The organism is Pseudomonas sp. B392_1p (assembly GCF_052245235.1).
Taxonomy (GTDB): Bacteria; Pseudomonadota; Gammaproteobacteria; order Pseudomonadales; family Pseudomonadaceae; genus Serpens; species Serpens gallinarum.
Genome location: NZ_JBQPXM010000002.1, coordinates 252,502 through 265,921, shown reverse-complemented (window position 1 = coordinate 265,921; position 13,420 = coordinate 252,502). Strand labels below are relative to the sequence as shown.

At 60.4% G+C, this 13,420-nt stretch carries 10 protein-coding genes; 9 read left to right on the top strand and 1 reads right to left on the bottom strand.

The features are described from left to right. Positions 1-5 precede the first annotated feature (5 nt). The 4 genes from ACTV8E_RS03500 to pta all read left to right on the top strand — a co-directional run bounded on the left by ACTV8E_RS03500 (position 6) and on the right by pta (position 6,428). Positions 6-638, top strand: a complete 633-nt coding sequence (locus ACTV8E_RS03500) for a DsbA family protein (protein ID WP_443198496.1) — start codon at positions 6-8, stop codon at positions 636-638. Beyond that, on the top strand, positions 631-2,409 hold the full coding sequence (locus ACTV8E_RS03495; protein WP_443198495.1) for an ABC transporter ATP-binding protein: 1,779 nt from the start codon (positions 631-633) through the stop codon (positions 2,407-2,409). The genes ACTV8E_RS03500 and ACTV8E_RS03495 overlap by 8 nt, the downstream gene beginning before the upstream one ends. Positions 2,410-2,988: 579 nt before the next feature. Next, complete coding sequence (locus ACTV8E_RS03490; RefSeq protein ID WP_251836662.1) at positions 2,989-4,176, top strand: acetate kinase; 1,188 nt, start codon at positions 2,989-2,991, stop codon at positions 4,174-4,176. Positions 4,177-4,295: 119 nt separating this feature from the next. Then, a complete protein-coding gene (pta, locus tag ACTV8E_RS03485) occupies positions 4,296-6,428 on the top strand; it encodes a phosphate acetyltransferase (RefSeq protein ID WP_273537559.1) in 2,133 nt (710 codons plus the stop codon). A gap of 195 nt (positions 6,429-6,623) precedes the next feature. Here pta and ACTV8E_RS03480 read toward each other — a convergent pair whose 3' ends face one another. Continuing rightward, on the bottom strand, positions 6,624-7,316 hold the full coding sequence (locus ACTV8E_RS03480) for a TorF family putative porin (RefSeq protein WP_443198494.1): 693 nt from the start codon (positions 7,314-7,316) through the stop codon (positions 6,624-6,626). Between the two features lie 427 nt (positions 7,317-7,743). Between ACTV8E_RS03480 and hppD the strand changes: the two genes are divergently transcribed. From hppD to ACTV8E_RS03455, 5 genes are all read left to right on the top strand, one after another. Then, entirely contained in the window at positions 7,744-8,829 is a 1,086-nt protein-coding gene (gene hppD / locus ACTV8E_RS03475; protein ID WP_443198493.1) for a 4-hydroxyphenylpyruvate dioxygenase, read from the top strand. Positions 8,830-8,904: 75 nt separating this feature from the next. Further along, positions 8,905-10,038: a homogentisate 1,2-dioxygenase gene (locus ACTV8E_RS03470; RefSeq protein ID WP_443198492.1), complete on the top strand. Its 1,134-nt coding sequence runs from the start codon at positions 8,905-8,907 to the stop codon at positions 10,036-10,038. A 214-nt stretch (positions 10,039-10,252) separates the two neighbouring features. Continuing rightward, on the top strand, positions 10,253-11,236 hold the full coding sequence (locus ACTV8E_RS03465; RefSeq protein WP_443198491.1) for a fumarylacetoacetate hydrolase family protein: 984 nt from the start codon (positions 10,253-10,255) through the stop codon (positions 11,234-11,236). 28 nt (positions 11,237-11,264) lie between these two features. Further along, the gene (gene maiA / locus ACTV8E_RS03460; RefSeq protein ID WP_443198490.1) at positions 11,265-11,909 is read left to right on the top strand and encodes a maleylacetoacetate isomerase; all 645 of its coding nucleotides are present in this window, start codon (positions 11,265-11,267) and stop codon (positions 11,907-11,909) included. Between the two features lie 45 nt (positions 11,910-11,954). After that, complete coding sequence (locus ACTV8E_RS03455; protein WP_443198489.1) at positions 11,955-13,376, top strand: amino acid permease; 1,422 nt, start codon at positions 11,955-11,957, stop codon at positions 13,374-13,376. Positions 13,377-13,420 lie beyond the last annotated feature (44 nt).

Sequence of the window (13,420 nt, the reverse complement as noted above, 5' to 3'; positions counted from 1 at the left end):
AGTCCATGGCGGACCGTCTGATTTATGTGATGGACCCGATGTGTTCCTGGTGCTGGGGCTTTGCCCCAGTGGTCGAGGCGTTGGCCGAGCAGGCGCGCCAGGCCCAGGTGCCGACCCATGTGGTGCTCGGTGGGCTACGCAGTGAGCAGGTGGTCATGGATGACGCCGGACGCGCCCGCACCCTGTGTTATTGGCAGGCGGTACACGAGGCCACTGGCCAGGCATTCCATCTGGAGGGCGGCTTGCCCGAAGGGCTTATCTATGACACGGAGCCGGCGTGCCGCGCATTGGTAACCGCCCGCCTGCTGGCGCCGCAGACGGTCAGCGCATTGCTGGGCCTGATTCAACGAGCGTTTTACGTAGAGCGTCGCGATGTGACCCAGGCCTGTGTGCTGGCTGAGCTGGCCGTGGAGGCCGGTCTCGACCGCAAGACGTTCGCCACCGGGTTCGACAGCCTCGAACACCGCCAGGCCACCCGTGAGGATTTCGCCTGGGCACAAGGCCTGGGCATTGCCGGTTTTCCAACTCTGCTGGCCGAGCACAACGGACAGCTGGCGCTGCTAACCAACGGCTATCAACCGCTGGAACGCCTGGCGCCCTTGCTTGATCGCTGGCTGGGGCGCATTGCCTGTGACTGACCGGCTGAGTTGGGCGGAAATCCGCCGCCTGGCCTTGCGTCATCGCAAGGCCTTGGTGGCGGCCAATCTGCTCGCCGTGCTGGCCACCCTGTGCAGCGTGCCGATTCCGCTCCTGCTGCCGTTGCTGGTGGATGAAGTATTGCTTGGCCAGGGCGATGCCGCCCTCAGGTTCATGGACAATTTCCTGCCCGCCGGCTGGCAGACTGCCGCCGGGTATATCGGCCTGATGCTGTTGCTGAGTCTGGCCCTGCGCGCCGCCTCGCTGATTTTCAACGTGCTGCAGGCTCGTCTGTTCGCGCGATTGTCCAAGGACATCATCTACCGTATCCGCACCCGCCTGATCGAACGCCTCAAGCGCATCTCCATGGCCGAATACGAAAGCCTCGGCGGTGGCGCGGTCACCACCAACCTGGTCACGGATCTGGATACGGTCGACAAGTTCGTGGGAGAAACCCTCAGCCGCTTTCTGGTAGCGCTGCTGACCCTGGTGGGCACCTCGGCAATTTTGCTGTGGATGCACTGGCAGTTGGCGCTGCTGATCCTGCTGTTCAATCCGCTGGTGATCTACGCCACCGTGCAGCTGGGTAAGCGGGTCAAACACCTGAAGAAGCTGGAAAACGACAGCACTGCGTATTTCACCCAGGCGTTGACCGAAACCCTGGAAGCGATCCAGGAAATTCGCGCCAGCAACCGTCAGGGTTATTTCTTCGGCCGCCTCGGCTTGCGCGCCCGGGATGTGCGTGACCGCGCCATGGCCACCCAATGGAAGACCGATGCGTCCAACCGCACTAGCGGCCTGCTGTTCCAGTTCGGCATCGATATCTTCCGCGCCGCCGCCATGCTGACGGTGCTGTTGTCCGATCTGTCCATCGGCCAGATGCTCGCGGTGTTCAGCTACCTGTGGTTCATGATCGGTCCGGTGGAGCAGTTGCTGAGCCTGCAATACGCCTTTTATGCGGCCGGCGGTGCGTTGAAACGCATCAATGAACTGCTGGGACGTGACGATGAGCCGCGCCATGCCAGCCTGATCGATCCGTTCAGCGAGCGTCGCACAGTCGGTATCGACGTGCGGGGCGTGCGGTTCGCGTATCAGGATGAGCCAATCCTGGAAAACCTCGACCTGACCATTGCACCGGGCGAAAAGGTGGCCATCGTCGGCGCCTCGGGCGGCGGCAAGAGCACCCTGGTGCAGCTGCTGCTCGGGCTGTATACGCCGCAAGCCGGGCGCATCTGTTTTGGGGGCGCACGTCTGGAAGAGATCGGCCTGGAAACCGTGCGTGAGCATGTCGCCGTGGTGCTGCAGCATCCGGCGCTGTTCAACGATACGGTACGCGCCAACCTGTGCATGGGCCGTTCACGCACGGATGATGAATGCTGGCGCGCGCTGGAAATCGCCCAACTGGCCAGCACGATCAGGCAACTGCCGGCGGGATTGGACAGCGTGGTCGGTCGTTCCGGTGTGCGACTGTCCGGCGGCCAGCGCCAGCGCCTGGCAATCGCCCGCATGGTACTTGCCGACCCCAAGGTGGTGATTCTCGATGAAGCCACTTCGGCGCTGGATGCCGCTACCGAATATGCCCTGCACCAGGCACTGGGCAACTTTCTCAGCGGACGCACCACGCTGATCATCGCCCACCGGCTTTCCGCCGTGAAACAGGCCGACCGCGTGCTGGTGTTCGACGGCGGCAGCATTGCCGAACAAGGCGGCCATCAGCAACTGATTGCCGAAGGCGGGCTATACGCCAAGCTTTACGGGCATTTGCAGCATTAGGGGCGAAATAGTTTCGTCCGCGAGCCTCATCCCTACCGAAACAAACGATGGTGCATCGTCGCAGCCCTCAACCCATCCTACGTATCGTGGCTGGAGGTAATTCCAGTAGGGGCGAATTCATTCGCTTGGCACCGGGCCTGCAGGCTGCGCCGGTGCGGCGACACACACGGTGGTGGGAGTTCAGCCGAGCTCACGGCGGTGGTCGCAGCCCATTCGACGGCGGATGATTCGTACAGCAGCGAACAATTCGCCCTACAGGGTGCGTTTGTCCGGGGAGGGGGAATGAGCCGCAGCTGAGCAAACGACCTAAATGCCATTCGCTTGATTGTGGTCATTAAGAATCAAGGCGTTATGCACTAAAAAGACGGGGCGACACATGCTGCGCATAAAGTCTTGAGAATGAGGGCATTCTTTTCGACTAAAGCAGGACTGTGAGGGCCCATCCTGCATGTCAGTATTGTTTCATCCCTGCTAGTTCATGCTTCACAAGAGCGCCGAACGCCTTAACCATAAAACCAATAATTGAAGTGGGCCGCGCGGACGCGTGGTCCGACTTCTCGACAAGATTCAGGAAGCCTCATGTCCGTCCGCAATATTCTCGTGATCAACTGCGGTAGCTCATCAATCAAGTTTGCTTTGGTTAACGAAAAACAATCGACATTTCCGCTGCAAGGATTGGCTGAATGCCTCGGCAGCCCGGAAGCCGTTATCCAATGGCAGATCGGTGAAGCGAAGGAAACGCTGAGCCTTCCGGGAGCCGATCATGCGGCAGCGCTGGCGAAAATTCTGCCGCTGGCCCAGGAAATGGCCGGTGGCAGGCTTGATGGCATCGGCCATCGCGTGGTGCACGGCGGCGAACATTTCACCGGTTCCAGCCTGATCGATGCGTCGGTGCTTGACGCTATCAACACCAATGCCCAACTGGCCCCACTGCACAACCCGGCCAACTTGATCGGCATCGAAGCCGCCATGTCACTGTTTCCAGGGCTGCCCCAAGTCAGCGTATTCGACACCGCGTTTCACCAGAGCATGCCGGAGTACGCCTACCGCTACGCCGTGCCGGAGTTTCTCTACACGGAGCACGGCGTCCGTCGCTACGGTTTCCATGGCACCAGTCATCGCTTCGTCAGTCAGCGCGCCGCCGAAATGGTCGGGGTGCCGGTGGATGACAGCAGCTGGCTGGTCGCCCACTTGGGCAATGGCTGCTCCACCTGCGCGGTGGTCAATGGCGAAAGCCGCGACACCAGCATGGGCCTGACGCCGCTGGAAGGCGTGGTGATGGGCACGCGCAGCGGCGATGTCGATCCCGCCCTGCACATGTATCTGGCGCGCACCCTGGGCTGGAGCATTGAGCAGATCGACTCCATGCTGACCCGCGACAGTGGCCTGAAGGGCTTGTCCGGCTTGTCCAACGACATGCGTACCCTGCATGAAGCGTATGAAGCCGGCCATTCGGGAGCAACGCTGGCCTTCGAGGTGTTCTGCTATCGCCTGGCCAAGTCCCTGGCCAGCATGGCCTGCGCGCTGCCGCGTGTGAACGGCCTGATCTTCACCGGCGGTATTGGTGAAAACTCTTCGGCGGTGCGCGCCCGGACTGTCGAGCATCTCAAAGTGTTCAACTTCCAGGTAGACGCACAGGCCAATGCCCGCTGCACTCGTGGCACGGCTGGCCAGATCCAGACCGAAGGCAGCCCGCGTATTCTGGTGGTACCGACCAACGAAGAGCGGCAGATCGCCCTGGAAACCTTGGCGTTGCTGGACGCCTGAGAAATCTGCCACACCCGGATGAAACCCGATGACCACGCCGGCGTCGGGTTTTGTCTTGTAGGCTTCTTTCATGCCATGCCTCTTGCAGGCTGATCCCTTTGCTCCCACAAGGAGAACCCATGCATACCCTGTTTCTTGCTCCTACCGGCTTTGGTGGCGGACTCAACTCCGTCAGCCTCGGTCTGATTCGTGCGCTCGAACAGTCCGGCCTGAAGGTCGGCTTCTTTAAACCGATCTCCCAGCCGTTTCCTGTCGATCAGGGCCGTGAGCGCTCCTGCCTGCTGGTCGAGCGCACGCTGAACAAAACCGCGCCCGAGCCGATTGCCCTGGAGCAGCTGGAACGCCAGATGGCCAGCGGCGACTTGGACCTGACCCTGGAAGACGTGGTCAGCCGTTTCGAGCAGGCTGCTGCCGGCATGGATGTGGTGATTGTCGAAGGCATGGTGCCGACCCGCGAAACGGACTACACCGCGCGCATCAATGCGCAGTTGGCCAAGAGCCTGGATGCCGAAGTCATCTTGATTGCCGCCCAAGGCAGCGACAGCCTCAAGCAGATGGCTGAGCGCATCGAGATCCAGGCCCAGCTGTTTGGCGGCGCCAAGGACGCAAAGATGTTGGGCGTCATTCTCAACAAGGTGCACAGCGAGGACGGTCTGCCGGCCTTCATCGAGCGTCTCAAGGCGCAGTTGCCACTCCTTGGCAGTAACGATTTCCAATTGCTGGGTGTCATCCCGCTGGCCGACGAGCTCAATGCCCTGCGCACCAGCGACATTGCCGAGCTGCTCGCAGCCAAGGTGCTTAATGTCGGCGACGCCGAGCAGCGCCGGGTGCACCAGATCATCCTCAGCGCACGTACCGTGCCCAATACCGTGGCGCTGTTGCAGTCCGGCGTGCTGGTGGTGACGCCGGGCGATCGCGACGACATCATCCTGGCCGCCAGCCTGGCCTCGCTGAACGGCGTGAAGCTGGCCGGTCTGCTGCTGACGGGTGACTATGCGCCGGATCCGCGCATTCTTGAGCTGTGCAAAGCGGCGCTGGATAGCGGCTTGCCGGTGCTGAGCGTGGCTACGGGCTCCTACGACACAGCCACCAATCTGTTTGCCCTGAACCGCGAAACCCCGTCGGACGATATCGAACGGGCCACCCGCGTCACCGATTTCATTGCTCGCCACCTGCAGGCCGATGTTCTGCAGGCGCGTTTGAGCCTGCCCCGTGGCGAAATTCGCCTGTCGCCACCCGCGTTCCGTTACCAGTTGGTCAAGCGTGCCCAGGACGCCGACAAGCGTATCGTTTTGCCGGAAGGCAGCGAGCCGCGCACCATTCGTGCCGCAGCGATCTGCCAGGAACGCGGCATTGCCCGTTGCGTGCTGCTGGCCCGGCCCGAAGAAGTCCGCGCGGTCGCCAAGTCGCAGGGCATCAACCTGCCGGCGGGGCTGGAAATTCTCGATCCTGACAGCATTCGCGCCCGGTACGTGCCGGCCATGGTCGAGATGCGCAAGAGCAAGGGCCTGACGCCGGAAATGGCCGACGAGCAGCTGCGCGATACCGTAGTGCTGGGCACCATGATGCTCGCCCTGGATGAGGTGGATGGCCTGGTTTCCGGGGCCATCCACACCACCGCCAATACCATTCGCCCGGCCCTGCAACTGATCAAGACCGCGCCGGGCTATAACCTGGTGTCCTCGGTGTTCTTCATGCTGCTTCCCGAACAGGTGCTGGTCTACGGCGACTGCGCGGTGAACCCCAACCCGAATGCCACGGAGCTGGCGGAAATTGCTCTGCAGAGCGCCGAGTCGGCCGTGGCCCTGGGTGTGCAGCCGCGTGTGGCGATGATCAGTTACTCCACCGGCGACTCCGGCAGCGGCGCGGAAGTGGACAAGGTGCGCGAAGCCACGCGCATCGCCCGTGAGCGTGCGCCAGAACTGCCGATCGACGGCCCGCTGCAGTACGACGCTGCCTCGGTACTCAGCGTCGGCAAGTCCAAGGCGCCGAACAGCCCGGTGGCTGGGCAGGCCACTGTGTTCATCTTCCCTGACCTGAACACCGGCAACACCACGTACAAGGCGGTGCAGCGCAGCGCCTCGGTGATCAGTGTCGGCCCGATGCTGCAAGGCTTGGCCAAGCCGGTGAACGACTTGTCCCGTGGTGCGCTGGTGGACGACATTGTCTTCACCATCGCTCTGACTGCTCTACAGGCCGCCAGCCTGGAAGCGCAGAAGGTCAAGGAAAACGGTGAGCTGATCGAGGCCTGATCTTGCGCTGATGAAAAATCCCCGGTGAAGGCATCCTTTCCGGGGATTTTTTTATGTCAGCAGCCTATGTCTAAGGCGTAATGCGTATAGCGCGTCGTCCGCCTGCCGCTGCGCAACAAAAAAAAACGCCGCACCCCAAAGGGAAACGGCGTTTCTTGGTGCGGTCATGGGTTGGCCGTGACCGTGATGCGGACTTTAGAACGACTTGGAAACCGAGACGGCAAAATTGTCATCCGTGCCGTCCAGGTCGTTAGTGGCGTAGGTCAGCGCGAAATCAAGACTGGCGATGGATTTGCCCAGGCTCAAGCTCCAGTCGGTGTAGTCTTCCCCGTTATTTACTTCATCATCGATGTCAGTGAAACCCACCGATGCGGACAAGGTTACTGCACCCGGCAGGGCATAGGAGTAGCCGAGGTAGGTATAAAGCTGCTTGACGTCTTCGGTACGGTATTTGAGACCGACGGTACCGCCATAGGCGCTGATGCTGCCCAGGTATTCGATATCGCTTTCCGCGTCTTCACCGCCCCAAGTGGTACCTGAATAGATATAGGTAGCCACAGCCAGGTCATAGGTGATTTCTTCAGTGATGGAGCCACCGTAGCCGACGTAATAGTCGAACTCAGAGCCGGCGGTTTTTTCATCGCCCGCCATGCTGCCGCCCCAGATGCCAGCGTAAAAGCCGCTTTCGTGTACAACGTCCAAACTGCCTTGCACGGTGGGATTACCACCGTTCAGCGAAGAACCACGGTTCAGCCAGTCGCTCGCCAGGGTAGCGGTCATGCTGACATCGAGTTTACCAATCGGACTTTCTACGGTTTCCGAGACTGCCATGCTGCTGAAGGCAACCGAAGAGGCTACTGCGATTGCCACAGGGAGTTTCTTAAGCATGCTCATGCTCCATTTCCTTGGTGTCGGTGAGGGGTTTCCCCTCATTTATTAGAACTGTTGGCTATTAACCTTACGCCAACAGCAACTAAGCATATCCCTTGCCAACTTGGCATGACCACCGGAATAGAGCGGTAATCGTATTTTTACTGATAGATATCAAAGGGGGAGTGGCGCCGCGTTGCCTTGATTCGGAGCATTAACTTCAACGTTGCAATAAAACGAGGCGCAGGAATACGTGGCAATTCATTGCCACCCACTGGCAGGATTTATTTACAGGTTTGTGCAGGAATTGGAGCAGCTTGGTGCTTCGTCAACTTATTGTGCCGAGACGCGACGCCGCCGGCTGCCCGGAAGGTGAGTTTCACATTGCGTAAAGGGCGTTCGGCAGCTGTGCTTAGGTCATTCGCATGTAACCGGAGGGCTTAACATGGACGCTGTCATAAGCCGAATCGCCCCGCATAACCCCATCGGAACCGATGGTTTCGAGTTCGTCGAATTCACCGCACCGACCACCGAAGGTCTCGAACAACTACGCCAGTTGTTCATCGCCATGGGTTTTACCGAAACCGCCCGGCATCGCTCCAAACCGGTGTTCCTCTTCCAACAGCACGGCATCAATTTTGTACTCAACGGCAGTCCCAGCGGTGAGGTGCATGCCTTTGCCCAGGCTCATGGGCCGAGCGCCTGTGCCATGGCCTTCCGGGTCAAGAATGCCGCTCAGGCCGCTGCCTATGTGCAAGCGCAGGGCGCCACGTTACTGGGCAGTCACGCCAATTTCGGCGAGTTGAATATCCCCTGCGTGGCCGGTATCGGCGGTTCGGTGCTTTATCTGGTGGACCGCTACGGCGCACACAGCATCTATGACGTTGATTTTGAGTTCCATCCGGGCCGCAGCGCCAATGACCGTGCGGTGGGGTTGCTGGAGATCGATCATCTGACCCATAACGTCAAGCGCGGGCAGATGGATGTCTGGTCCAGCTTTTATGAGCGCATCGCCGGGTTTCGTGAAATCCGCTACTTCGATATCGAGGGCAAGCTCAGCGGGCTGTTGTCCAGGGCGATGACCGCTCCCTGCGGCAAGATCCGCATCCCGATCAACGAATCCGCAGATGCTCATTCACAGATCGAAGAATTCATTCGCGAATATCATGGCGAGGGCATCCAGCACATCGCCCTGTCCACCGACGATATTTACGCCACGGTGCGGCAGCTGCGCGCCAACGGGGTGCGCTTCATGTCAACCCCGGACACCTATTATGAAAAAATCGACAGTCGCGTGCCCGGGCACGGCGAGCCCCTCGCTGAGCTGCGCGAACTGCGCATACTGGTTGACGGCGCGCCCCAGGATGACGGCATCCTGCTGCAGATTTTCACGGACACGCTGATCGGGCCGATTTTCTTTGAAATCATCCAGCGCAAGGGCAACCAGGGCTTTGGCGAGGGCAACTTCAAGGCCCTGTTCGAGTCCATCGAAGAAGATCAGATCCGCCGTGGTGTGCTCAAGGCGGAATAGACCCGGAACGGGCTTGAGTTCGCCAGTCACGTGACCATTTCGGTGGGTCGACGCCCACCTGTGAGGAGCCTTGTCATGAGCCGCAAATGGATCAGCTTCCCCATCCGCGAAGGGGAATGTTCGTTGCAGGCGCACTGCAACATGCCGCCGGGTACGTTCGAGCGGGAGATGGGCCGCGAAGGGTTTTATGGGCCGGCCAGTCACTTGCATCATCGCCATCCGCCGACCGGCTGGGTGGACTGGGAAGGCCCGTTGCGGCCCCATGCGTTCAATTTGGCAAAGCTCGATGTGCAGGGGGGCTGCCCCTGGCAAGCGGCACTGGTGCTGCACAACAACGATGTGCAGCTGCGGGTCTGGAAAACCGCTACGGCCATGCGCCATTTGGTGCGCAACGGTGATGGCGATGAGCTGTTGTTTATCCATGAAGGGGCCGGCGATTTCTACTGCGATTTCGGCCATTTGCCCTACCGTGACGGCGATTACCTGCTGATCCCGCGCGGTACGGCCTGGCGCATCGAGCCCAGTTCGCCGACCTTCATGCTGATGATTGAGAGCACCGACGGCGCCTATCAGTTGCCGGACAAAGGCTTGCTCGGCCCCCATGCAATTTTCGATTCCGCCGTTTTCGCCCGTCCGCACCTGAACGACACCTTCAAGGCCCAGCAGGACGAAAATCGCTGGCAGATTCGCATCAAGCGACGCGGGCAGATCAGCACCGTCACCTATCCCTATAACCCGCTGGATGTGGTCGGCTGGCATGGTGATAACTGTGTGGTGCGTCTTAACTGGCGCGATATTCGTCCGGTGATGAGCCATCGTTACCACTTGCCGCCATCGGCTCACACCACTTTCGTGGCCAATGGCTTTGTGATCTGCACCTTTACGCCGCGCCCGGTGGAGTCTGACCCGGACGTGCTCAAGGTACCGTTCTTCCACAATAACGATGACTTCGACGAAGTGCTGTTCTATCACCGCGGCAATTTCTTCAGCCGCGACAATATCGAGGCCGGCATGCTCACTCTACATCCCTGCGGCTTCCCCCACGGCCCACACCCCAAGGCATTGAAGAAGAGCCAGGAAAACCCGGCGAGCTTTGTCGAGGAAGTGGCAGTGATGATCGACGCTCGCCATGCGCTGGAAATCGATGCGGCAGCCACAAGCGTGGAAGTGGCGGAGTATGTGAACTCCTGGAAATCCCCGGGCGCCTGAGGTCGCCGCGTGTTTTGGCGAGCTCGCCCCGGATGTCACCACGTAGGGTGGATCACGCTTTATCGATCCACCGGGTGGCGCCCCACCGAAGAGATGGTGGATGTGAAAATCGACATCCACCCTACGGGTTAGAGCCTTGAAGCCAGCTTGCTGGCGATTCTGGAAGGAATTGAAAGCTTGCGCCTAGGTAACGCGTCCAGAAAAAGGAGCCTCAATGAAACTCGCTTCACTCAATCAGGGCCGTGACGGCGTGCTGGTGGTGGTGTCCCGTGATTTGTCCCGAGCGGTTAAAGTGCCGGACATCGCGGCGACCTTGCAGGCAGCGCTGGACGACTGGGCAAAGACCCGGCCACTGCTGGACGCTGTTTATCAGCGCCTCAATAAGGGAAACGAGCCCGACGCTTTCGCTTTCAATCAGGCCGCCTGCCACAGTCCCTTGCCGCGCGCGTACCACTGGGCCGATGGCAGTGCCTACGTCAATCACGTCGAGCTGGTGCGCAAGGCGCGCGGCGCCGAGCTGCCAGAATCCTTCTGGCACGACCCCCTTATTTATCAGGGCGGCAGCGATACGTTTCTGCCGCCTCATGCACCGATCCGTCTTGCCGATGAGGCATGGGGCATCGACCTGGAGGCAGAAGTCGCGGTGATCACCGACGATGTGCCGATGGGCATCGCCGGGCAGCAAGCAGCCGAGCACATCCAGTTGCTGATGCTGGTCAACGATGTATCGCTGCGCAATCTGATTCCCGGCGAGCTGGCCAAGGGGTTCGGCTTCTTTCATAGCAAGCCTTCGTCGAGTTTTTCCCCTGTGGCGGTCACCCCGGACGAACTGGGCGCTGCCTGGCGGGACGGCAAGGTGCATCTGCCGCTGGAATCACGCATCAACGGCGAGCTGCTCGGCCGTCCGAATGCAGGCGTGGATATGACCTTCGACTTTCCCACGCTACTGGCCCATGCCGCCAGAACGCGCCCGCTGGGTGCTGGCAGCATTATCGGATCGGGGACGGTGTCCAATCACGACCGCAGCGTCGGCTCGTCCTGCCTTGCCGAGCGGCGCATGTTGGAAATGATCGAGAGCGGAGCACCCAAAACCCCGTTTCTGCATTTCGGTGACCGGGTGCGTATCGAGATGTTCGATGCCGAAGGGCAGTCGATTTTCGGTGCGATTGACCAGGCAGTGGAGCCCTATTCCTCGTAATCGCATGCCGCCGGCAAGAGAGGGCACCATGCTGACGCTCTATTCCTATTGGCGCTCGAGCGCCGCCTATCGAGTGCGCATCGCCTTGAATCTCAAAGGGCTGGCGTATCGGCAGGTGCCGGTGCATTTGCTCAAGAACGGTGGCGAGCAGCATGGCGAGGCGTATCGGGCGCTGAATCCGCAACAGTTGGTGCCGCTGTTGCGCGACGGCGAACGCAGCATTGCCCAGTCCCTGGCGATTCTCGAATACCTGGAAGATACCCATCCGCAGCCGGCCCTACTGCCAAGCGAGCCCGTTGCGCGGGCGCGTATCCGCGCCTTGGCTCTGCATATTGCGTGCGACCTGCATCCACTGAACAACTTGCGCGTGCTGCAGTATCTGGAGCATCAGTTGGGTCTTGATGAAGCTACGCGCCTGCGTTGGCTGCGACACTGGGTCGCGACTGGCCTGGAGGCAGTGGAGCAGGGCCTCGCCGAACTGCCCGATGGTCTGTCGCTGGGCGCAAAGCCCGGCTATCTGGAAGCCTGCCTGGTGCCACAGGTGTACAATGCCCGCCGTTTTGCCTGTGAGCTGCATGCGTACCCACGCATTCTCGCCCTGGTGACTGCCTGCGAACCCCTCGATGCTTTCCGTCAGGCGGTTCCGGAAAAGCAGCCGGACGCGCCGGTCTAAGCCTGGATTTTCCCCAGCGCGCGGCCAGATATTCCAAGGAAATTTATGAGTGAAGTTCTGCACACCGGCCCGCTCAAGCGGGGCCTGAAGAATCGCCATATCCAGTTGATTGCGTTGGGGGGCGCCATCGGCACCGGGTTGTTCCTCGGCTCGGCCGGGGTGATGAAAAGCGCCGGCCCGTCAATGATCCTCGGTTATGCCATTGGTGGCTTCATTGCCTTTCTGATCATGCGCCAACTGGGCGAGATGATTGTCCAGGAACCGGTGGCTGGGTCGTTCAGCCATTTCGCCCACAAATACTGGGGCGGCTACCCGGGTTTCCTGGCCGGCTGGAACTACTGGGTGCTGTATGTCCTGGTGGGCATGGCTGAGCTGACGGCGGTGGGCAAGTACGTGCAGTTCTGGTGGCCGGAAATACCCACCTGGGTCACGGCGGCGGCCTTCTTCGTATTGATCAATCTGATCAACCTGAGCAACGTGAAGGCCTTCGGCGAGACCGAGTTCTGGTTTGCGATCATCAAGGTCGTGGCCATTCTGGGCATGATTGCCCTCGGGCTGTATCTGCTGGTAACCGGCCTGGGGGGGGAGCAGGCGAGCATCACCAATCTGTGGAGCCGTGGCGGCTTTTTCCCCAATGGCCTGGAAGGTCTGGTGATGGTGCTCGCGATTATCATGTTCTCGTTCGGTGGTCTGGAACTGGTGGGTATCACCGCCGCCGAAGCCAGCGAGCCGCAGAACGTGATTCCTAAGGCCATCAACCAGGTGGTCTATCGCATCCTGATTTTTTATATCGGCGCGTTGACGGTGCTGCTGGCGCTGTACCCATGGGACAGCCTGGTGGAAAACCTCAACCATGCCGGCGATCCCTATAGTGCCAGCCCCTTCGTGCAGATCTTCTCGTTGATCGGCAGCGACACGGCCGCGCATATCCTCAACTTCGTGGTGCTGACCGCGGCGCTGTCGGTCTACAACAGTGGTGTGTATTGCAATAGCCGCATGCTCTACGGCCTGGCCGAGCAGGGCGATGCGCCCAAGGCGCTGATGAAGGTCAACCGTCGCGGCGTACCGGTGCTCGCCATTGGTGTTTCGGCGCTGATGACGATGCTGTGCGTGGTGGTCAATTACGTGGTGCCGCAAAATGCCCTGGAGATGCTTATGTCCCTGGTGGTTGCCGCCCTGGTAATCAATTGGGCGATGATCAGCCTGGCGCATCTGAAGTTTCGCAAGGCCATGGGCCAACAGGGTGTAGTTACCCGCTTCAAGGCGTTGTGGTCACCGTTCAGCAATTACCTGTGCCTGGCCTTCGTGGTCTTCATTCTGGGCATTTTGCTGATGATTCCAGGCATCCGCGTGTCGGTGTTCATGATCCCGTTCTGGCTCTTGCTCATGTGGGGCATCTACCGCGTGCGTCTGCGTTTACGGAGCGGCACGGCCGGCCCGCAGCCCAACGAAGCGCCGCTGGGCTGAACCGCATTAGGGCAGTCGCAGTACTGCCCGCTGCGGCGACCTTT

Bases quoted from the DNA above. Each gene is read 5' to 3' on its own strand.
- maiA (WP_443198490.1), top strand. From the start codon at position 11,265: ATGCTGACGCTCTATTCCTATTGGCGCTCGAGCGCCGCCTATCGAGTG.
- ACTV8E_RS03465 (WP_443198491.1), top strand. From the start codon at position 10,253: ATGAAACTCGCTTCACTCAATCAGGGCCGTGACGGCGTGCTGGTGGTG.
- ACTV8E_RS03480 (WP_443198494.1), bottom strand. From the start codon at position 7,316: ATGCTTAAGAAACTCCCTGTGGCAATCGCAGTAGCCTCTTCGGTTGCC.
- ACTV8E_RS03470 (WP_443198492.1), top strand. From the start codon at position 8,905: ATGAGCCGCAAATGGATCAGCTTCCCCATCCGCGAAGGGGAATGTTCG.
- hppD (WP_443198493.1), top strand. From the start codon at position 7,744: ATGGACGCTGTCATAAGCCGAATCGCCCCGCATAACCCCATCGGAACC.
- pta (WP_273537559.1), top strand. From the start codon at position 4,296: ATGCATACCCTGTTTCTTGCTCCTACCGGCTTTGGTGGCGGACTCAAC.
- ACTV8E_RS03455 (WP_443198489.1), top strand. From the start codon at position 11,955: ATGAGTGAAGTTCTGCACACCGGCCCGCTCAAGCGGGGCCTGAAGAAT.
- ACTV8E_RS03500 (WP_443198496.1), top strand. From the start codon at position 6: ATGGCGGACCGTCTGATTTATGTGATGGACCCGATGTGTTCCTGGTGC.
- ACTV8E_RS03490 (WP_251836662.1), top strand. From the start codon at position 2,989: ATGTCCGTCCGCAATATTCTCGTGATCAACTGCGGTAGCTCATCAATC.